Annotated in this window: 21 protein-coding genes; 17 read left to right on the top strand and 4 right to left on the bottom strand. The window is 70.2% G+C overall.

The features are described from left to right. The first annotated feature begins 1 nt into the window (after position 1). The 4 genes from ACIBQ8_RS36275 to ACIBQ8_RS36260 all read left to right on the top strand — a co-directional run bounded on the left by ACIBQ8_RS36275 (position 2) and on the right by ACIBQ8_RS36260 (position 2,860). On the top strand, positions 2 to 985 hold the full coding sequence (locus ACIBQ8_RS36275) for a TerC family protein (RefSeq protein WP_352364449.1): 984 nt from the start codon (positions 2 to 4) through the stop codon (positions 983 to 985). 108 nt (positions 986 to 1,093) lie between these two features. Further along, on the top strand, positions 1,094 to 1,735 hold the full coding sequence (locus ACIBQ8_RS36270) for a phosphatidylserine decarboxylase (RefSeq protein WP_352329585.1): 642 nt from the start codon (positions 1,094 to 1,096) through the stop codon (positions 1,733 to 1,735). Continuing rightward, a complete protein-coding gene (gene pssA / locus ACIBQ8_RS36265; RefSeq protein ID WP_357983442.1) occupies positions 1,722 to 2,549 on the top strand; it encodes a CDP-diacylglycerol--serine O-phosphatidyltransferase in 828 nt (275 codons plus the stop codon). Before ACIBQ8_RS36270 ends, pssA begins: the two co-directional genes overlap by 14 nt. A gap of 35 nt (positions 2,550 to 2,584) precedes the next feature. Further along, positions 2,585 to 2,860, top strand: coding sequence for a hypothetical protein (locus tag ACIBQ8_RS36260; protein WP_397194312.1), 276 nt, complete (start codon positions 2,585 to 2,587; stop codon positions 2,858 to 2,860). Position 2,861: 1 nt separating this feature from the next. On the opposite strand, the gene ACIBQ8_RS36255 is transcribed toward ACIBQ8_RS36260, so the two are convergent. After that, entirely contained in the window at positions 2,862 to 3,518 is a 657-nt protein-coding gene (locus tag ACIBQ8_RS36255) for an MBL fold metallo-hydrolase (protein ID WP_397177176.1), read from the bottom strand. Continuing rightward, entirely contained in the window at positions 3,515 to 4,306 is a 792-nt protein-coding gene (locus ACIBQ8_RS36250) for a maleylpyruvate isomerase family mycothiol-dependent enzyme (RefSeq protein ID WP_397177178.1), read from the bottom strand. The genes ACIBQ8_RS36255 and ACIBQ8_RS36250 overlap by 4 nt, the downstream gene beginning before the upstream one ends. A gap of 216 nt (positions 4,307 to 4,522) precedes the next feature. Here ACIBQ8_RS36250 and uvrA point away from each other — a divergent pair, with 216 nt between their 5' ends. Beyond that, positions 4,523 to 7,363, top strand: a complete 2,841-nt coding sequence (uvrA, locus tag ACIBQ8_RS36245) for an excinuclease ABC subunit UvrA (RefSeq protein WP_352323036.1) — start codon at positions 4,523 to 4,525, stop codon at positions 7,361 to 7,363. Positions 7,364 to 7,442: 79 nt separating this feature from the next. On the opposite strand, the gene ACIBQ8_RS36240 is transcribed toward uvrA, so the two are convergent. Next, a complete protein-coding gene (locus ACIBQ8_RS36240) occupies positions 7,443 to 8,189 on the bottom strand; it encodes a DUF2306 domain-containing protein (RefSeq protein WP_397194311.1) in 747 nt (248 codons plus the stop codon). A gap of 215 nt (positions 8,190 to 8,404) precedes the next feature. Between ACIBQ8_RS36240 and ACIBQ8_RS36235 the strand changes: the two genes are divergently transcribed. From ACIBQ8_RS36235 to whiA, 7 genes are all read left to right on the top strand, one after another. Beyond that, positions 8,405 to 8,848 carry a Rieske (2Fe-2S) protein gene (locus ACIBQ8_RS36235; protein WP_397194310.1) on the top strand — a complete coding sequence of 148 codons (444 nt, stop codon included), beginning with the start codon at positions 8,405 to 8,407 and terminating at the stop codon, positions 8,846 to 8,848. A gap of 118 nt (positions 8,849 to 8,966) precedes the next feature. Then, entirely contained in the window at positions 8,967 to 9,434 is a 468-nt protein-coding gene (locus tag ACIBQ8_RS36230; protein WP_397177183.1) for a Rieske (2Fe-2S) protein, read from the top strand. A gap of 76 nt (positions 9,435 to 9,510) precedes the next feature. Then, entirely contained in the window at positions 9,511 to 9,963 is a 453-nt protein-coding gene (locus tag ACIBQ8_RS36225; RefSeq protein WP_397177184.1) for a Rieske (2Fe-2S) protein, read from the top strand. 139 nt (positions 9,964 to 10,102) lie between these two features. Then, positions 10,103 to 12,007, top strand: coding sequence for an excinuclease ABC subunit UvrC (uvrC, locus tag ACIBQ8_RS36220; protein WP_397177560.1), 1,905 nt, complete (start codon positions 10,103 to 10,105; stop codon positions 12,005 to 12,007). Between the two features lie 44 nt (positions 12,008 to 12,051). Further along, positions 12,052 to 12,918, top strand: a complete 867-nt coding sequence (rapZ, locus tag ACIBQ8_RS36215; RefSeq protein WP_357705735.1) for an RNase adapter RapZ — start codon at positions 12,052 to 12,054, stop codon at positions 12,916 to 12,918. Positions 12,919 to 12,929: 11 nt separating this feature from the next. Further along, positions 12,930 to 13,886: a uridine diphosphate-N-acetylglucosamine-binding protein YvcK gene (yvcK, locus tag ACIBQ8_RS36210; RefSeq protein ID WP_387680348.1), complete on the top strand. Its 957-nt coding sequence runs from the start codon at positions 12,930 to 12,932 to the stop codon at positions 13,884 to 13,886. A gap of 72 nt (positions 13,887 to 13,958) precedes the next feature. After that, a complete protein-coding gene (gene whiA / locus ACIBQ8_RS36205) occupies positions 13,959 to 14,939 on the top strand; it encodes a DNA-binding protein WhiA (protein WP_138714326.1) in 981 nt (326 codons plus the stop codon). A 187-nt stretch (positions 14,940 to 15,126) separates the two neighbouring features. Here the strand turns inward: whiA and ACIBQ8_RS36200 are convergent, their stop codons facing one another. Next, positions 15,127 to 15,837, bottom strand: a complete 711-nt coding sequence (locus tag ACIBQ8_RS36200; protein WP_397177186.1) for a hypothetical protein — start codon at positions 15,835 to 15,837, stop codon at positions 15,127 to 15,129. 182 nt (positions 15,838 to 16,019) lie between these two features. Here ACIBQ8_RS36200 and gap point away from each other — a divergent pair, with 182 nt between their 5' ends. From gap to ACIBQ8_RS36175, 5 genes are all read left to right on the top strand, one after another. Next, positions 16,020 to 17,024, top strand: a complete 1,005-nt coding sequence (gap, locus tag ACIBQ8_RS36195) for a type I glyceraldehyde-3-phosphate dehydrogenase (RefSeq protein WP_397177188.1) — start codon at positions 16,020 to 16,022, stop codon at positions 17,022 to 17,024. 37 nt (positions 17,025 to 17,061) lie between these two features. Then, the gene (locus ACIBQ8_RS36190; protein ID WP_397194309.1) at positions 17,062 to 18,249 is read left to right on the top strand and encodes a phosphoglycerate kinase; all 1,188 of its coding nucleotides are present in this window, start codon (positions 17,062 to 17,064) and stop codon (positions 18,247 to 18,249) included. Position 18,250: 1 nt separating this feature from the next. Next, positions 18,251 to 19,036: a triose-phosphate isomerase gene (gene tpiA / locus ACIBQ8_RS36185; RefSeq protein WP_397177191.1), complete on the top strand. Its 786-nt coding sequence runs from the start codon at positions 18,251 to 18,253 to the stop codon at positions 19,034 to 19,036. Between the two features lie 99 nt (positions 19,037 to 19,135). Continuing rightward, positions 19,136 to 19,366, top strand: coding sequence for a preprotein translocase subunit SecG (gene secG, locus ACIBQ8_RS36180; RefSeq protein ID WP_090942947.1), 231 nt, complete (start codon positions 19,136 to 19,138; stop codon positions 19,364 to 19,366). Positions 19,367 to 19,440: 74 nt separating this feature from the next. Beyond that, positions 19,441 to 19,785, top strand: a complete 345-nt coding sequence (locus tag ACIBQ8_RS36175; RefSeq protein WP_082310244.1) for an RNA polymerase-binding protein RbpA — start codon at positions 19,441 to 19,443, stop codon at positions 19,783 to 19,785. The last annotated feature ends 39 nt before the right edge of the window (positions 19,786 to 19,824 follow it).

The following is a 19,824-nucleotide window of genomic DNA, read 5'->3' as shown; positions in this document are numbered from 1 at the left end:
CGTGACCGTACCCGTGTGGGCCTGGATCGCCGTCATCGGCGGTCTGCTGGTCGTCCTCGCCTTTGACCTCTGGATCGTCGACCGCGGTGAAGCCCGTGAGTTCTCCATGCGGCAGGCCGGATATTGGGTCACCTTCTATGTCGCCCTGGCCGCGTTGTTCGGTGTGGGGTTGTGGGCCACCTTCGGGGCCGACAAGGCGGGGGAGTTCTTCGCCGGTTACATCACTGAATACAGCTTGAGCGTCGACAACCTGTTCATCTTCTTCATCATCATGAGCAGGTTCGCGGTGCCGCGGCCCTACCAGCACAAGGTGCTGCTCGTCGGCATCGTGCTCGCGCTGGTCATGCGCGGCATCTTCATCGCGCTCGGCGCCGCCGCTCTGGAGCGGTTCAGCTGGCTCTTCTACGTCTTCGGCGCCTTCCTCGTCTACACCGCCGTCAACCTGATCCGGCAGCACCTCAAGGGCGAGGAAGACGAGTTCAACGAGAACATCCTGCTCAGGTGGGTGCGCCGGGCGTTCCCGACCACCGAGGGGTACGTCGGCTCGAAGGTCAGTGTCAAGATCGACGGCCGCCGCATGGTGACCCCCATGCTCATCGTGATGGTCGCCATCGGCACCACCGACCTGCTGTTCGCCCTCGACTCGATTCCGGCCATCTTCGGGCTCACCAAAGACCCCTACGTCGTCTTCACGGCCAACGCGTTTGCCCTGATGGGGCTGCGTCAGCTTTACTTCCTGCTGGGCGGGTTGCTGCAGCGACTCGTCTACATCAGCTATGGTTTGGCGTTCATCCTCGGGTTCATCGGGGTTAAGCTGATAATGGAGGCGTTGCATGCCAGCGGCGTCTCCTGGGCACCCGAAATTCCCATCTGGGTGTCGCTCACGGTCATCGGCTCCACCATGGCGATCACCACGGTTGCGAGCCTGATCAAAGCCCGCATGACGAGCGGCGAAGGCGAGCACACGCACCCGGAGCAGGTCTAGCGGAACGGCTATCGAGGCGCTTTGCTTGTGTAGTTGCGCCGTGTAATAGTTGCGAGTTCCGTAACAGCATGGCAAAGCGCCTAGTCCAGTCACCACCAAAGGTTGTACGTGTCAGACGATTCTGCTAAGTCGAGCCGCGTCCGGCTCGCGCGCGGGGTCTCCCCGTGGCTCCTCCCGACGGCGGCCGCGGCGGCCGCCACCGCGCTGCTGACGCGCCGAGACCGGCGCTGGGCCCTGGCTGCGGCCCCGCTGGGTGCGCTCACGGGCGGCATGCTCTGGTTCTTCCGCGACCCCGAGCGCACTCCTGGCGAGGGGCGCATCCTGTCGCCCGCCGACGGCGTGGTGCAGAGCATCGACCCCTGGCCGGACGGCCGCACCCGCGTCGCGATCTTCATGAGCCCCCTGAACGTGCACGTCAATCGTGCCCCTCTTGCGGGAAATGTCACGTCCGTGCAGCATGTCGCAGGTGGGTTCCTGCCGGCGTTCAACAAGGACAGTGACCAGAACGAGCGCGTGGTGTGGCATTTCGAGACCGCGCTGGGCGACATCGAGATGGTGCAGATCGCGGGCGCCGTGGCGCGCCGGATCGTGCCGTACCTGAGCGCCGGGGCCAAGGTGGCGCAGACCGAGCGCATCGGGCTCATCCGGTTCGGCTCGCGGGTCGACATCTACCTTCCCGAAGGCATCTCGCCCGCGGTCACCGTGGGGGAGAAGACGGTTGCGGGGGTGACCAGAATTGACCACGGCTGACGCCGGCAGCTGGCAGGCAGGCGAGGAAGAGCCCCGCGGTCCCGTGGGCAAGGCGTTCCGCCTGTCCGCCGCGGACTCGCTCTCGCTGGGCAACGCGGTCTGCGGGTTCCTCGCCGTCTGCGTCCTGGCCTACTCGGCGATTCAGCAGCTCACGGTCGCCGACGGCAAGTTCACGCCCACGCCGAGCTACTTCGCCACGGCGATCGTCCTGCTGCTCATCGGCGCGACCTGCGACTTGTTCGACGGGCTCGTCGCGCGGCGCTTCCGCGCCTCGGCGATGGGCGCCGAACTGGACAACCTGGCCGACGTGATCAGCTTCGGGTTCGCGCCCGCGTTCATGGTCGTGATCTGGGGTGTCGGCGCGCCGCCTTCGGTGCCGTTCATCGCGGTGGTCACCGCCGCGGCGGCCGTGCTGGTCGCCGGTGTCGTACGCCTGGCGCGCTTCGCGTGCGTCAAGACCAAGAGCGGCGACTTCATGGGCCTGCCCATCCCCATGGGCGCCATGACCGTGATCTCCATCGTGCTGCTGTTCCAGCCCAGCATCTGGGCGCTGTTCGCGGTGCTCGGCGTGGCCTGGCTGATGGTCAGCCGGATCGAGTACCCCAAGCCGAAGGGTCAGCTCGCGGCGGTCGTCCTCGGGTGGATCATGGTGAACGTGGCCTTCCTCACGTTCTGGGTGGCCTGGCCGGAAGGCGGCGACCTGCCGATCAAGATCGGCGCGACCATGCAGATCGCGCTCGTCGCGGCGATCCCGCTGCGCATGTTGTTCTACAAGCGGGAGCTGCGCAAGGAAGCCGAGCGAATCGGCAACTAGGGGATTTTTCATCCATCTTCGGCTTTGATGGATTCATGTCGGCCATGCCGCGCGAGCACACGCGTACGTACTACCTCGGCAAGCTGGCCACCGAGCTGGAGCAGCGCGGGCTGACCGCCACCCTGCGGGCCAACCCGCCCGCGCCGCGGATCAGCGATCCCGACACCGCGCTGCTGGCCGAGACGATCGACTGCGTGCCGCTGCCCGAAGGGTGGTTCTACCGCTGGTCGTGGGGCGAGCTCGTGGGCCTGGCCGACGATCCCGCCCTGGCGGCCGGGCGCATCGTGCGCGTGCTGGCCGCGGGCAGGTGAGCTACCAGCCTCTGGCCTTCCACTCCGGCAGCGAGGGACGTTCGGCGCCGAGCGTCGTGTCCTTGCCGTGGCCGGGGTAGACCCAGGTGTCGTCGGGCAGGCGGTCGAAGACGCGCTCGGTCACGTCGGTGTAGAGCCGCTCGAAGCGCTCCGGGTCCCTGCCGGTGTTGCCCACCCCGCCGGGGAACAGGGAGTCGCCGGTGAACAGGTGACGACCGTCGGGGCCGCCGTCGTAGAGCAGCGCGATCGAGCCCGGGGTGTGGCCGCGCAGGTGGATGACCTCCAGGCTGACCGGGCCCAGGGCGATCGTGTCGCCGTGGTCGACCGTGCGGCCGACGGGGACGGGCAGGCCGGGCGCGTCGAGCGGATGGGCGATCACCTCGGCGCCGGTGACCCTGGAGACCTGTTCGAGGGCCTGCCAGTGGTCGCCGTGCTGGTGGGTGGTGACGATCGCGCCGAGCGGCTGGTCGCCGACGAGCGCCAGCAGCCGGTCGGCGTCGGCCGCGGCGTCGATCAGCAGCTCGTCGCCGGTCTCGGTGGAGCGCAGCAGGTAGGCGTTGTTGTCGTGGGGGCCGACCGCCAGCTTGGAGATGGTCAGGGCGGGCAGCTCGCGCACGTCGGCGGGGCCGCCGACCCGGACGTCGCCGGTGTAGGTCATGGATAGTCCTTCGGGGGCGTCGCGGGCAGATCAGCGGGAGCCGGCATCGTCAGCCACGGCGGCGGCTCGGGAAGGAGCGCGCCATCGTCACCAGGCGGCGACGGCTGTCCCGCGGGCACCAGGGTAACGCCCTCGCCCTCCGACCTTCCCGTCAACCAGGCCAGCATGTCGGCCGGCCGGCCCTGGACCGCCGGGCCGTGGCCGAGGTTCTGCCACCTTTGCCCCGGCTTGCCGGTCAGGACGACCTCGCTCACCGTGCTGCGGCCGTACGGCCAGGATCGGCGGAGGTCGTGCAGTTCGCGGTGGACGAACGTCTGCGGCCAGTCGTGGGGGCCGTACCCGGCGGCGAGGTCCACGTGGTGCATGCCCACCTCACGCAGCCGGCGTACCAGGACGTACCAGGCCGGATGCGACGGCGGCCGCATGCCCCGTACGGACGCCTGCCACGCCTCGGCGGGCAGGTCGCGGATCGCGGCGGCCAGGCGGGCGGCGCTGCCGGCCAGGTCGGCCAGGTGGCGCGCGGCCGGACGGGCGGCGGCGGCCTCGATCTCGGCGGCCCTGGCCTCCACGGAGGGGTACTGCGGGGTCTCGACGCCCGTCCTCGCCCAGGCGAGCAGGCGGAGATGGGAGCGGGCGTTGCCGGCCAGGTGGGCGAGCACGTGCCCTCTGGTCCAGCCGGGCAGCAGGGACGGGGCCGCGACGTCGGCGTCGGACAGGGACGCGGCCGTGGCCAGCAGCCGGTCGGTCGCGGAGGCGAGTTCGGCCTGCACCGCGGGTAGAACAGTCATGTCCAGATATTTCATCACTTAGGTGTCCAAGGTCGGCTCGGGCATAAAGCGGCAGGTCAAGTGGTTGACTCTCAAAGGGCTCCTGCCGACGCGGGAGATGGCCGTAACCTGTGAAGGACGGATTTTCGGGGGCCGGGGATCGGCTCGCCGAAAATGTCGGTGCCCCCGTCTACCATCCCCCGTGGACCTATCCGCCTTTCGACCTCCGGGATCGCCGTGGCAGACCGCCTGATCGTGCGTGGTGCACGAGAACACAACCTCAAGGACGTCTCGCTTGACCTGCCGCGAGACTCGCTGATCGTCTTCACCGGCCTCTCCGGCTCCGGCAAGTCGAGCCTGGCCTTTGACACGATCTTCGCTGAGGGCCAGCGGCGCTACGTCGAGTCCTTGTCGGCCTACGCCCGCCAGTTCCTCGGCCAGATGGACAAGCCCGACGTCGACTTCATCGAGGGCCTGTCGCCCGCGGTGTCCATCGATCAGAAGGCCACCAGCAAGAACCCCCGCTCGACCGTCGGCACCATCACCGAGGTCTACGACTACCTGCGCCTGCTGTGGGCGCGCATCGGCAAGCCCCACTGCCCGGCCTGCGGCCGTCCGATCGCCCGCCAGATGCCGCAGCAGATCGTCGACCGCGTGATGGACCTGGAGGAGGGCACCCGTTTCCAGGTGCTCGCCCCCGTCATCCGCGGCCGCAAGGGCGAATACGCCGAGCTGTTCCGCGAGCTGCAGACCAAGGGCTTCGCGCGGGCCAGGGTCGACGGCACGGTCGTGCGGCTGGAGGAGCCGCCGACGCTGAAGAAGTACGAGAAGCACGACATCGAGGTCATCGTCGACCGCCTGTCGGTCAAGGAGTCCTCGCGCCGCCGGCTCACCGACTCCGTCGAGACCGCGCTGCAGCTGTCCGGCGGCACGATCACGCTGGAGTTCGTCGACCTGCCGGAAGACGACCCGGGCCGGGAGCGCTTCTACTCCGAGCACCTCTACTGCCCCTACGACGACCTGTCGTTCGAGGAGCTGGAGCCGCGCTCGTTCTCCTTCAACTCGCCCTTCGGCGCCTGCCCCGAGTGCACCGGCCTCGGCACCAAGATGGAGGTCGACCCCGACCTGGTGGTGCCCGACCCCGAGCGCACGCTCGGCGACGGCGCGCTGCACCCGTGGTCGGGCGGCCACACCAGCGAATACTTCGTCAGGCTGATCGAGGCGCTCGGCCACACGGTCGGGTTCACCCTCGACACGCCGTGGGAGCGGCTGCCCAAGAAGGCCCAGAAGTCGCTGCTGTACGGCCACGACGAGCAGGTGCACGTCCGCTACAGCAACCGCTACGGCCGCCAGCGCTCCTACTACACCACCTTCGACGGCGTCATCCCCTGGGTGCAGCGCCGGCACGCCGAGGCCGAGAGCGACGCCACGCGCGAGCGCTTCGAGGGCTACATGCGCGAGATCCCGTGCCCGGCCTGCAAGGGCGCCCGGCTCAAGCCGGTCACCCTCGCCGTCACGGTCGACGACAGGTCGATCGCCGAGGTCGCGGCCATGTCGATCGGCGAGTGCGCCAAGTTCCTGGCCGAGCTGAAGCTGTCCGACCGTGACATGCACATCGCCGAGCGGGTGGTCAAGGAGATCAACGCCCGCATGGGCTTCCTGCTCGACGTCGGCCTCGACTACCTCACCATGGACCGCGCCGCCGCCACCCTCGCCGGTGGCGAGGCCCAGCGCATCCGGCTGGCCACGCAGATCGGCTCCGGGCTGGTCGGCGTCCTCTACGTGCTGGACGAGCCGTCCATCGGCCTGCACCAGCGTGACAACATGCGCCTGCTCGACACGCTGATCAGGCTGCGCGACATGGGCAACACGCTGATCGTCGTCGAGCACGACGAGGACACCATCGCCGCCGCCGACTGGGTGGTCGACATCGGCCCCGGCGCCGGCGAGCACGGCGGCCAGGTCGTGGTGTCCGGCACCGTCCAGGAGCTCCTCGCCAGCGAGGAGTCCATGACCGGCCAGTACCTGTCGGGGCGCCGGAGCATCCCGATCCCGGCCAAGCGCCGCAAGCGCGACAAGAAGCGGCAGATCACGGTCAAGGGCGCGCGCGAGCACAACCTCAAGGGCGTCGACATCGAGTTCCCGCTGGGCGTGTTCACGGCGGTGACCGGCGTGTCGGGTTCGGGCAAGTCGACGCTGGTCAACGACATCCTTTACAACGCGCTGGCCAAGGAGCTCAACGGCGCCCGCACGGTGCCGGGGCGGCACTCCCGCATCAACGGCATGGACCAGGTGGACAAGGTCGTGCACGTCGACCAGTCGCCGATCGGCCGTACGCCGCGCTCCAACCCGGCCACGTACACCGGGGTCTTCGACCACGTGCGCAAGCTGTTCGCCCAGACGGCCGAGGCCAAGGTGCGCGGCTACCAGCCCGGGCGGTTCAGCTTCAACGTCAAGGGCGGGCGCTGCGAGGCGTGCGCGGGCGATGGCACGATCAAGATCGAGATGAACTTCCTGCCGGACGTCTACGTCCCCTGTGAGGTCTGCCACGGCGCCCGGTACAACCGGGAGACGCTGGAGGTCCACTACAAGGGCAAGACGATCGCCGAGGTGCTCGACATGCCGATCGAGGAGGCGCTGGCCTTCTTCGACGCGATCCCGGCGATCAAGCGGCACCTGCAGACGCTCAACGACGTCGGCCTGGGCTACGTGCGGCTCGGGCAGCCGGCGACCACGCTGTCCGGCGGCGAGGCGCAGCGCGTCAAGCTCGCCTCCGAGCTGCAGCGCCGCCAGACCGGCCGGACGATCTACGTGCTCGACGAGCCCACCACCGGCCTGCACTTCGAGGACATCCGCCGCTTGCTCGGCGTCCTCGGGCGGCTGGTCGACGGCGGGAACACGGTGATCGTCATCGAGCACAACCTCGACGTCATCAAGACCGCCGACTGGATCATCGACATGGGCCCCGAAGGCGGGTCCCGCGGCGGCACGCTCGTGGCCGCGGGCACGCCCGAAGAGGTGGCGCTGGTCAACGAGAGCCACACCGGGCGCTTCCTGCGCAAGATCCTTTCGCTCTGAGGCAGGGCACCGGCTCGGGCGCGGCCGCGTCTCACTGTGGGTCGGGTGGTGGTTCAGGTGCGGCTGGGCCGCACCCGGGTCAGGTGGTGGCTCGGGGGTCGGCGGGAGTCAGGCGGGTGGCTCGGGCGCGGCGGCGGCGCTTGGCGGCGTCGCCGCGCTCCAGCCACCACTCGGCAAACAGCAGCGGCAGCACCCAGCCCAGCCAGGCGCTCAGCGCGCCGACCGTGGCGGCCAGCAGCGCCTGGTCGCCGTGGAAGGTGGTGTCGAGCTGCGGTGACAGCGTGATGACGAACACCGCGCCCCACAGGCGGTTGGTGATGATCGACATCGTCAGGGCGAAGCTGCGGATCATCCACCTGCGGTGATCGACGAACCTGCGCTGCCTGGCCATCCGCCAGCCGGCCAGCGTGCAGCCCAGCCAGAGCAGCGCCAGCACCACCCCGCTGGCCCTGGTCACCGGGCCGAAGGGCGTGGCCAGGCTGACCACCAGGCCCAGCAGGCCGCCGGGCAGGCAGCCGCCGAAGACGTACACCCGGCCGATCACGCGGTGCGCCCGCGGATGGCGGGCGCGGAACCACGGCCAGACCTGCAGGCAGCACGAGATCATCGCGATCGAGCCGAAGATCACGTGCAGGGAGAGCACCGCGAAGTGCGGCGGGAAGAAGTCGGGCGCGGGCACCCGCGACCGGCTCGGGTCCAGCGACAGGTACGGCGGCAGCGAGAAGGCGACGAACGCGATCGCCAGCACCGCGAGCGGAGCGACCCACGGACGCCGCCACCAGCGCGGCCCGGACGTCGTGGGGATGGGAGTCTCGGTGAGTGTCATGAGCGACACGCTCGCGCCCGGCGCTGACCGCGGGCATACCGTCCGCTGACCGTGCGCGGACCGTGCGCGGACCGTGCGCCGACCGCTCGTTGCCGCGACGGTGACCGTATCGGTCACCCGATGGGCGGACCGGGGGGTGGGGCCAATAAAGTTGAAGCACGGGTAACGGCTTGACCTGCTGGGGGTCGGCGCAGACGCGAAGGGTCGGCTAATTCATGACGGTGACGAATCAGGGCGAAGCCATGCCCGAAACCGGCGGCGGCCTCGGGCGGCGCGAGATGCTCGGCGTGGCCGGGGTGGCCGCGTGCGGGCTGGCGCTGGCCGGGTGCGGGGCTGGGGACGCCAAGGCGCAACCGGCGTCGGGGATCAAGGGCAAGGTGCTGGCCAAGACGGCGGACGTGCCCGTCGGCGGCGGCACGATCGTGCAGGAGTGGCGGATCGTGGTCACGCAGCCCACGAAGGGCGTCTACAAGGCGTTCAGCGCGGTCTGCACGCACAAGGGATGCATGGTGGGCACGCCGAAGGACAACGTCATCACGTGTGCGTGCCACGGCAGCGAGTTCGCCGCCGACAGCGGCCAGGCCACCAAGGGGCCCGCGACCGCGCCGCTGACGGTCTACCACGTCAAGGTGGAGGGCGACGGCATCGTCGTGATTTGAGCGTGTGTTTGTTCTGGGTAATTGTGCGTGGTTTTCGGGATTGGGGGCGTGCAGGCTGAACCGGTGCGGGGGCGCCGGCCGTACCTGCATGTGAGACCGAGACCTGGGAGGACGCACCATGACAGAAACGACGCGCCGGACGGTCATGCTCGGCGCCGGAGGCGCCGGGCTCGCGGCGGTTCTGACGGCGTGCGCGAGCTACGGTTCGCCGACGACGGCGGCGAACGAGGCGCCGGCCACCGACGACACGGCCGCCGGGGAGCCGTCGTCGGAGCCCAAGAAGAAGGCGAAGAAGAAGGCCAAGGCGCTGGCCGACACCGGCGACATCCAGGTGGGCGGCGGCGCGGTCTTCAAGGACCAGAAGGTCGTGGTGACGCAGCCGACCGAGGGGGAGTTCAAGGCGTTCACGGCGATCTGCACCCATGCGGGATGCACGGTCGCCAGCGTCTCGAACGGCACCATCAACTGCCCCTGCCACGGCAGCAAGTTCAAGATCGAGGACGGCTCGGTGGCCGACGGCCCCGCCGGCGCGCCGCTCGCCGAGAAGAAGATCACCGTGGACGGCGACAAGATCAGACTCGCCTAATCCCCGTCTCATGAATTTCTCACCTGCCTCCGGTTGGGTGGGACGCATGGGAGATGACCTTCGAAGCCGTCGGGCAGTGATAGCGGGCGTGGGCGCGGGCGGGCTGGCCCTGGCGATCAGCGCCTGCGGCGGAAACGCAGAGACCCCGGCGGCCACCGCCCCCGACGCGGGCGGCCAGTCGAGCGCCGCCCAGCCGGGCGCATCGCAGTCCGGCGCCCCGCAGTCGAACGCCCCGCAGGCCGGCGGCGCGCTGGCCAAGACCGCCGACATCCCCGTCGGCGGCGGCACGATCTTCAAGGACCAGAAGATCGTGGTGACGCAGCCGACGGCGGGCGAGTTCAAGGCGTTCAGCGCGATCTGCACGCACAAGGGCTGCCCCGTGGGCAGCGTCGCGGACGGCGCGATCGTGTGCCCGTGCCACGGCAGCAAGTTCGACATCGCCGACGGCTCGGTCACCGACGGGCCGGCCGACAAGCCGCTGGCCGCCCAGCAGATCAAGGTGGAGGGCGACCAGATCACCCTGGCCTGACCCGTGGAGTGACCCCGGCCTGGCCCATGGCCCGGCCCGGAACGTGGTCGGTCCCGTCGTGCCGCCCGATGGCTCGGCGGGTCACCTTGTCGGTGGCGCCTACTAGTCTTTGACCGTGGCGAGAGCAGCGGGCAGCCCCTTGAGTTTCCGGCCCAGACCAGGTTCGATCCCCGAGTCCCCGGGGGTCTACCGGTTCAGGGACGCGCACGGCCGGGTGATCTACGTCGGCAAGGCCAAGAGCCTGCGGCAGCGGCTCAACTCCTACTTCGCCGACTTCTCCGCGCTGCACCCGCGCACCCAGTCGATGCTCACCACGGCCGCCGACGTCGACTGGACCGTCGTCGGCACCGAGGTCGAGGCGTTGCAGCTCGAATACTCCTGGATCAAGGAGTTCGACCCGCGCTTCAACGTCAAGTACCGCGACGACAAGTCCTACCCCTACCTCGCGGTGACGATGGGGGAGGACTTCCCGCGCGTCCAGGTCCTGCGGGGCGCCAAGCGCAAGGGCACCCGCTACTTCGGCCCCTACTCGCACGCCTGGGCCATCCGCGAGACCGTCGACCTGCTGCTGCGCGTCTTCCCGGTGCGCACGTGCAGCGCCGGGGTGTTCAAGCGGGCCGGGCAGATCGGCCGTCCGTGCCTGCTGGGCTACATCGACAAGTGCTCGGCGCCGTGCGTGGGCCGGGTGACCCCGCAGGAGCACCGCGAGCTGGCCGAAGACTTCTGCGACTTCATGGCGGGCAACACCACCCGCTTCATCAAGCGCCTTGAGAAGGACATGCGCGAGGCCGCCGCCGAGCAGGAGTACGAGCGGGCGGCCCGGCTGCGCGACGACATCCAGGCGCTGCAGCGCGCGCTGGAGAAGCAGGCCGTGGTGCTCGGCGAGGCCACCGACGCCGACGTGATCGCGCTGGCCGAGGACCCGCTGGAGGCCGCCGTCCAGGTGTTCTACGTGCGCGGGGGCCGCATCCGCGGTCAGCGGGGCTGGGTGGTCGACAAGGTCGAGGAGACCTCGCCCGGCGAGCTGGTGGAGCAGTTCCTGCTGCAGATGTACGGCGAGGCCGGCCCCGAGTCGATGCCGCGCGAGGTGCTCGTGCCCGCCCTGCCGCCCGACGCCGAGGCGGTCGCCGAGCTGCTGACCGAGCAGCGCAGGGCCCGGGTCGAGGTGCGCGTCCCGCAGCGTGGCGACAAGAAGGCGCTGATGGAGACCGTCGAGCGCAACGCCAAGGAGTCCCTGGCCCAGCACAAGATCCGCCGCGCCGGCGACCTGACCACGCGCAGCAAGGCGCTGCAGGAGATCGCCGACGCGCTCGACCTCGACCAGGTCCCGCTGCGTGTCGAGTGCTACGACGTCTCCCATCTGCAGGGCGAGAACGTCGTGGCGTCCATGGTGGTCTTCGAGGACGGTCTGGCGCGCAAGAGCGAGTACCGGCGCTTCGCGATCAAGACCAAGGAGGGCGACGTCGCCTCGATCCACGAGGTGATCATGCGGCGGTTCCGGCGCTACCTGGAGGAACGTTCGGCCACCGGCGAACTGGCCGCCGAGGACGACGACGGCCACGGTCCCATCGACCCGGAGACCGGCAAGCCGCGCAAGTTCGCCTACCCGCCCAACCTGGTCGTCGTCGACGGCGCGGGCCCCCAGGCGGCCGCCGCGCAGCGGGCGCTCGACGAGCTGGGCATCGACGACGTCGCGGTGTGCGGCCTGGCCAAGCGGCTGGAGGAGGTGTGGCTGCCGGGCGACGACCAGCCAGTGATCATGCCTCGTTCAAGTGAGGGTCTCTACCTGCTGCAACGCGTCCGCGACGAAGCACACAGGTTCGCCATCACCTACCATCGTTCCAAGAGGTCCAAGTCAGTGAAGGAGAGCGCGCTCGACGGCGTGCCCGGCCTCGGGCCGGCGCGCAGGCAGGCGTTGCTCAAGCACTTCGGCTCCGTCAAGAAGCTACGCGAGGCCAGCGCGACCGAGATCTGCGAGGTTCCCGGCATCGGGCCGGCCCTCGCCGAGGTCATCGTGTCGACGCTGAAGGGAGATACATCGTGAACACCCGCGAGGGAGCGCAGGGTGTCGGCGAACGGAGTGAGGCCATGAGCACCGAGCCGGCGTTCGTCATCGTCACCGGCATGTCCGGGGCGGGGCGCAGCACGGCCGCCAAGGCGCTGGAAGATCTGGGCTGGTTCGTCATCGACAACCTGCCGCCGGGGCTGCTGTTCGCGATGGCGGAGGAGGCGGGCAAGGTCAAGCTGGCCGCCGACAAGGTGGCCGCGGTCGTCGACGTGCGCAGCCTGGCCTTCACCACCGACCTCAACGCGGCCATCGAGGAGCTGGAGGGCCGCGGCGTGCGCGTCCGGGTCGTCTTCCTCGAGGCCAGCGACGAGGAGCTGGTGCGCAGGTTCGAGAACGTCCGCCGCCCCCACCCGCTGCAGGGCGAGGGCCGCCTGGTCGACGGCATCACCCGCGAGCGCGGCATCCTGCGCGAGGTGCGGGCCAACGCCGACCTGGTGATCGACACCTCGTCCCACAACGTCCACGACCTGCGCAACAAGATCGTCGCCTACTTCGGCGGCGAGGACCGTCCGGGGCTGCGGCTCAACGTCGTCTCGTTCGGGTTCAAGTACGGCCTGCCGGTCGACGCCGACCTCGTCGTCGACTGCCGGTTCCTGCCCAACCCCCACTGGGTGCCCGAGCTGCGGCCGATGAACGGCCTCGACGCGCCGGTCAGCGACTACGTGCTGGGCCAGCCGGGCGCCAAGGAGTTCCTCGACGCCTACGAGGAGGTCCTGCAGGTCGTCGCCACCGGCTACGCCCGCGAGGGCAAGAGCTACGCGACCCTGGCCGTGGGCTGCACGGGCGGCAAGCACCGCAGCGTGGCCATGGCCGAGCAGGTCGCCGCCCGCCTGCGCGACCGCGGCATGGAGGTCCAGGTCAGTCACCGGGATGTGGGGCGGGAGTGACCCATGAACGTATGGAGGCGGGGCTGCCCCATCCGCTGAACGGTCCCCGCGTGGTGGCCCTCGGCGGCGGCCACGGGCTCTACGCCTCGCTGTCGGCCTTACGGGTCGTGACCGACCGGCTGACCGCGGTGGTGACCGTGGCCGACGACGGCGGCTCCAGCGGCCGGCTGCGCCGCGAGCTCGGCGTGCTGCCGCCCGGCGACCTGCGCATGGCGCTGGCCGCGCTGTGCGGCGACGACGAGTGGGGCATCACCTGGAGCGAGGTCGTCCAGCACCGCTTCCGCAGCGAGGGCGAGCTCCACGGGCACGCCGTCGGCAACCTGCTGATCGTGGCGCTGTGGGAGCTGCTCGGCGACTCGGTGGCCGGCCTCGACTGGGTGGGCCGGCTGCTCGGCGCGCACGGCAGGGTGCTGCCGATGGCCTCGGTGCCGCTCGACATCGTGGCCGAGGTCGAGCTCGACGGCGTCACCTCGACCGTGCGCGGCCAGGTCGCCTGCGCGCTCACGCCGGGCCGGGTCCAGGCCATCTCCCTGGTGCCGGAAGACCCGCCGGCGCGTCCCGAGGCGGTCGCCGCGGTGCACGAGGCCGACTGGCTGGTGTTCGGGCCGGGCTCGTGGTTCACCAGCGTGCTGCCGCACCTGAAGGTCCCCGAGCTGGCCCGCGCGCTGCACGACAGCAGGGCCAAGCGGCTCGTCACCCTCAACCTGGCCCCCCAGCCGGGCGAGACCGACGACTTCTCCCCCCAGCAGCACCTGGAGGTGCTCCGCCAGCACGCCCCCGACCTGGCCTTCGACGTCGTGCTGGCCGACACCGGCGTGGTCGACGACCTCGACGCCCTGGACAAGGCCGCGGCGGCGCTCGGCGCCCGGCTCGTCCTGGCCGACGTGGCCGCGGCCGACGGCTCGCCCCGGCATGACCCACGACGTCTTGCCTCCGTCCTGGACGAGATTTTCCTCCAGAAGCGTTGATCCTGGTCGGCGTGGCGCGAAGGTGCGAGAGACTGGCGGGAGCCGGTCTGAATGGGGGAAGGACTAACGCTTATGGCGATGACAGGTGTGGTGAAGGACGAACTGAGCCGCCTGCCGGTGCTGAAACCGTGCTGCCGCAAGGCGGAGGTTTCCACGCTGCTGCGGTTCGCCAGCGGCCTGCACCTGGTGGGCGGCCGCATCGTGATCGAGGCCGAGCTCGACACCAACGCCACCGCGCGGCGGCTGATCAAGGACATCGGCGAGGTGTTCGGCCACAAGGCCGAGGTGCTCGTGCTCGCGCCGGCCGGGCTGCGCAAGGGCTCGCGCTACGTGGTGCGCGTCTACCGCGACGGTGAGGCGCTGGCCCGGCAGACGGGCCTGATCGACAACCACGGGCGCCCGGTGCGCGGCCTGCCCCGGCAGGTCGTGGCCGGCGCGGCCTGCGACGCCGAGGCGGCCTGGCGGGGCGCCTTCCTGGCGCACGGGTCGCTGACCGAGCCGGGGCGTTCGATGTCCCTGGAGGTCACCTGCCCGGGGCCGGAGGCCGCGCTCGCGCTGGTCGGCTCGGCCCGGCGGCTGAAGATCCACGCCAAGGCGCGGGAGGTGCGCGGCGTCGACCGCGTCGTGGTCCGCGACGGCGACGCGATCAGCGCGCTGCTCACCCGGCTCGGCGCGCACGACAGCGTGCTGGCCTGGGAGGAGCGCCGGATGCGCCGTGAGGTGCGGGCCACCGCCAACCGGCTGGCCAACTTCGACGACGCCAACCTGCGGCGTTCGGCGCGGGCGGCCGTCGCGGCGGGCGCGCGGGTGCAGCGCGCGCTGGAGATCCTCGGCGAGGAGGCGCCGGACCACCTGGTGGTGGCCGGGCGGCTGCGGGTGGAGCACAAGCAGGCGTCGCTGGAGGAGCTGGGCCAGATCGCCGACCCGCCGCTGACCAAGGACGCCATCGCCGGGCGCATCAGGCGGCTGCTGGCGATGGCCGACAAGCGCGCCTCCGACCTGGGCATCCCCAACACCGAGGCCAACCTCACCGTCGACATGCTGGCGCCGTAGCGGGCTGGCCGCCGTGCGGGCGCCGCGGCGCCGTTCCGGGAGACCCCCATCCCGTACGGCTCCGCGCGGTGGCCCGCACGCGCCGACGTCCCCGCGGGCCCGTCATGGCCGGTCGTGAGGGCTCATGGGCCGCTCGCCGTGACGAAGCGCGCCGTGGGCCGCCCGACGGCGACCGAGTGGGCCCGGGTCAATCCCTGGCGGGCTTGCGCGGCGTGAACAGGTCCGCGGGCGCGGCCTGCTGCCCGGGCGACTGCGCGAGCACCTGTGCGGCCGACTGCGTGGACGCCTGTGCGGCCGACTGGGTGGGCGGTTGCGCGGGCTCGAAGGGCGCCCGGTACTCCTGCCCGGCCTCCTCCGCCGCCTCCTGGGCGGCCAGGGCGGCCCGGTCGGCGCGGCGTACGCGCAAGACGCGCAGCGTGACCAGCAGGAGCGCCGCCACGGCGGCGACGGCGATGTACAGCCACATCTGCCACGTCTGCGCGAGCGGCTCGCGGTAGGCCGCCAGGGCGCGGGGAAGCCCGTCGCCGGCGTTGGCCGCCGTGATGTCGCCGAGCCGCGGGGAGAAGGGCGTGCCGGTCGCGGAGGTGCGCCGCGCGGCGCCGATCGTGATGGACACGCCCGAGATCTGGCCGCCGGCGACGGCCGCCGCCGCGTACAGGGCGGCCACCACCGGCAGCGCCCGGTTGCGCGGGCGGGCCGCGCCCACGGCCAGGGCGACCAGCAGCGCGATCAGGAGCGACAGCGTCACCGACAGGGCGTGGCCGTTGCCCAGCGTGGCCACGGCCTTCGGCAGCCGGTCCTGGAACAGCACCGCGAGCCCCAGGGCCGCCGCGCAGACCAGCGCGGCGACCAGCCCCGCGATCAGTCCAGGAAGCAGGCCGGACCGCTTATGTGACATCTCAGCCCCCAGAGAATGCACGAATTTACTCCGACGAGTCGGGCACTTTACTCGAAGCTCGCAAATTGCGCCCCCTGAACGGGGATACGCAGGGCGGTACCTGCAGTGGTCTAAACCAATTTGGGTCCGATAGTGTTCGTGGTTGAGATTCAACCGCCATCTGTTCGAGGAGATCGGTTTCCGTGAGCATCCGCGTAGGCGTCAACGGCTTCGGCCGCATCGGTCGCAACTTCTGGCGCGCGGTCGCCGCCAGCGGCAAGGACATCGAGATCGTCGCGGTCAACGACCTGACCGACAACGCGACGCTCGCCCACCTGCTGAAGTACGACAGCATCCTGGGCCGTCTGCCGTACGAGGTGAAGGCCTCCAGCGACGAGATCACCGTCGACGGCAAGGCGATCAAGGCGTTCGCGGAGCGCGACCCGGCCAAGCTGCCCTGGGGCGACCTCGGCGTCGACGTCGTGGTGGAGTCCACTGGCCTGTTCACCGACGCCTCCAAGGCCAAGGTGCACGCCGACAACGGCGCCAAGAAGGTCATCATCTCCGCGCCGGCCAAGAACGAGGACGTCACCATCGTGATGGGCGTCAACGAGGACGTCTACGACCCGGCCAGCCACACGATCATCTCCAACGCGTCCTGCACCACCAACTGCCTGGCCCCGATGGCCAAGGTCATCCACGACACCTTCACCATCGAGAAGGGTCTGATGACCACCATCCACGCCTACACGCAGGACCAGAACCTGCAGGACGGCCCGCACAAGGACCTGCGCCGCGCCCGCGCCGCCGCCCTCAACGTGGTGCCCACCTCCACCGGCGCCGCCAAGGCCATCGGCCTGGTGCTGCCCGAGCTCAAGGGCAAGCTCGACGGCTTCGCCATGCGCGTGCCGATCCCCACCGGCTCGGCCACCGACCTCACCGTCGACGTCAGCCGCGAGGTCACCGCCGAGGAGGTCAACGCCGCGGTCAAGGCCGCCGCCGACGGCCCGCTCAAGGGCATCCTCAGCTACACCGAGGACGAGATCGTCTCCTCCGACATCGTCACCGACCCCCACTCCTGCATCTTCGACGCCGGCCTCACCAAGGTCATCGGCAACCAGGTCAAGGTCGTCGGCTGGTACGACAACGAGTGGGGCTACTCCAACCGCCTCGCCGACCTGATCGAGCTGGTCGGCCGCGGCCTGTGAGCGTGGTCGAGGCCGCTGCGGGAACAGGAGCATGAGCATGCGCACGCTCGACGATCTCGACGTCAAGGGGCGGCGCGTGCTCGTGCGCGCCGACCTCAACGTCCCGCTCGACGGGGACAAGATCACCGACGACGGCCGCATCCGCGCGTCGGTGCCGACGATCCAGGCGCTGGCCGGGCGCGGCGCCAAGGTCGTCGTCTGCGCCCATCTGGGCAGGCCCAAGGGCAAGGTCGACCCCGAGTACTCGCTCCGGCCGGTGGCCGCCCGCCTGGGCGAGCTGCTCGGCCAGGACGTCGCCTTCGCCACCGACGTGGTCGGCGACAGCGCGCGGCAGACGGTCGAGGCCCTCCAGGAGGGTCAGGTCGCCCTGCTGGAGAACCTGCGCTACGAGCCGGGCGAGGAGTCCAAGGACGACGCCGTCCGCGGCGCGTTCGCCGAGAAGCTGGCCGGCCTGGCCGAGCTCTACGTCGGCGACGGGTTCGGCGCGGTGCACCGCAAGCACGCCAGCGTCTACGACGTGCCCAAGCTGCTGCCGCACGCGGCCGGCGGGCTGGTCGTGGCCGAGGTCGAGGTGCTGCGCAGGCTGACCGAGGACACCGAGCGTCCCTACGTGGTCGTCCTGGGCGGGGCCAAGGTCTCCGACAAGCTGGGCGTCATCGCCAACCTCCTCACCAAGGTCGACCGGCTGCTGATCGGCGGCGGCATGGCCTACACCTTCCTCAAGGCCCAGGGCCACGAGGTGGGCCGCTCGCTGCTCCAGGAGGACCAGCTCGACCAGGTGCGCGGCTTCCTCGCCGAGGCCGGCAAGCGGGGCGTCGACCTCGTGCTGCCGGTCGACGTGGTGGCGGCCGTCACCTTCGCGGCCGACGCCGAGCACGAGGTGGTCGAGGCCACCGCGATCCCGGCCGACCGCGAGGGGCTCGACATCGGCCCCAAGACGCGCGAGCTGTTCGCGAGCAAGCTGGCCGACGCCAAGACCGTCTTCTGGAACGGGCCGATGGGCGTGTTCGAGTTCGACGCGTTCTCCGGCGGCACCAGGGCGGTGGCCGAGGCGCTCATCGGCTCCGACGCCTTCACGGTGGTCGGCGGCGGCGACTCCGCGGCGGCCGTGCGCAGGCTGGGCCTGCCCGAGGACGGTTTCTCGCACATCTCCACCGGCGGCGGGGCCAGCCTGGAATACCTTGAGGGCAAGACCCTTCCCGGACTCGCGGCTCTGGAGGACTGAGGTGGCCCAGCAGCGCAAGCCGCTCATCGCCGGCAACTGGAAGATGAACCTCAATCACCTTGAGGCCATCGCCCTGGTCCAGAAGCTGGCGTTCGCGCTCAGCGACAAGGACTTCGACAAGGCCGAGGTGGCCGTCCTGCCGCCCTTCACCGACCTGCGCAGCGTCCAGACGCTGGTCGACGGCGACAAGCTGCGCATCGTCTACGGGGCCCAGGACCTGTCCCAGTACGACGGCGGCGCCTACACCGGCGAGGTGTCGGGCGTCATGCTGGCCAAGCTGGGCTGCACGTACGTGGTCATCGGCCACTCCGAGCGCCGCCAGTACCACGGCGAGGACGACGACCTCGTCAACGCCAAGGTGCAGGCGGCCTACCGGCACTCGCTCACGCCCATCCTGTGCGTCGGCGAGGGCCTGGCCGTGCGCCAAGAGGGCGGCCACATCGCGCACAGTCTCGGTCAACTCGACGGCGCCCTGCGCAAAATCAGCGCCGAGCAGGCAAAATCGATAGTGGTGGCCTACGAGCCCGTGTGGGCGATCGGCACGGGCGAGGTGGCCACCCCGCAGGACGCCCAGGAGGTCTGCGGAGCGTTGCGGGTCAGACTCGCGGAGCTCTACGACCCCGAAGTGGCCTCCGCGGTCCGTATCCTTTACGGTGGCTCGGTCAAGTCCGGCAATATCGTGGGGATCATGGCTCAACCCGATGTCGACGGCGCGCTCGTGGGCGGTGCCAGCATCGATGCCGGGGAGTTCGCCAAGATCTGCCGATTCTCCGAATTGCCTGGCTAACTGAGTCGTTCTGAGGGTGCGACTTGACACCAGGCCGTACCCTCAAGAGGCAAGTTTGAATCGTCACGCGTAACAGAGCACTGAAGGAACAGGCATACCGTGGAAATCGGAATCTCCATCGCCCTCATCCTGGCGAGCGGTCTCATGATCCTGCTCGTCCTGCTCCACAAGGGCAAGGGTGGCGGCCTGTCTGACATGTTCGGCGGCGGTTTCTCGTCGAACTTCGGTGGTTCCTCGGTGGTGGAGCGCAACCTCGACCGGCTGACCGTCATCACGGGCACCGTCTGGTTCGTCTGCATCATCGCTCTCGGCCTGCTCATGCGGCCCTGAGACAACTGATTAACGCGTGACAGTGATTCTCCCCCCGTGTCACGACGCGGGGCGATCGAGCGAGGAGTTCATCCGTGGGTAGTGGCAACGCGATCCGTGGCAGCCGAGTCGGCGCCGGCCCTATGGGGGAGGCCGAGCGCGGCGAGGCAGCTCCGAGAGTGCGGGTCTCGTTCTGGTGCGCCAACATGCACGAGACGCGCCCCAGTTTCGCCAGCGACGCGGCGGTCCCCGAGATGTGGGATTGCCCACGTTGCGGCCTCCCAGCCGGACAGGACGAGGAGGCCCCGCCTGCCCCGCCCAAGAACGAGCCGTACAAGACGCACCTGGCCTACGTGAAGGAGCGCCGGAGCGACAAGGACGGCAAGGCGATCCTCGAGGAGGCACTGGAGCGCCTGCGCAACAACAAGTCCCCCTGGTAGGCGAGCCGGCGGAAGGGCCCTGGTGCTGGTCACCGGGGC

The organism is Nonomuraea sp. NPDC049646 (genome assembly GCF_044465525.1).
GTDB lineage: Bacteria > Actinomycetota > Actinomycetes > Streptosporangiales > Streptosporangiaceae > Nonomuraea.
Note: the sequence above shows the minus strand (reverse complement) of the source record. Positions and strands in the feature narration are given on the sequence as shown.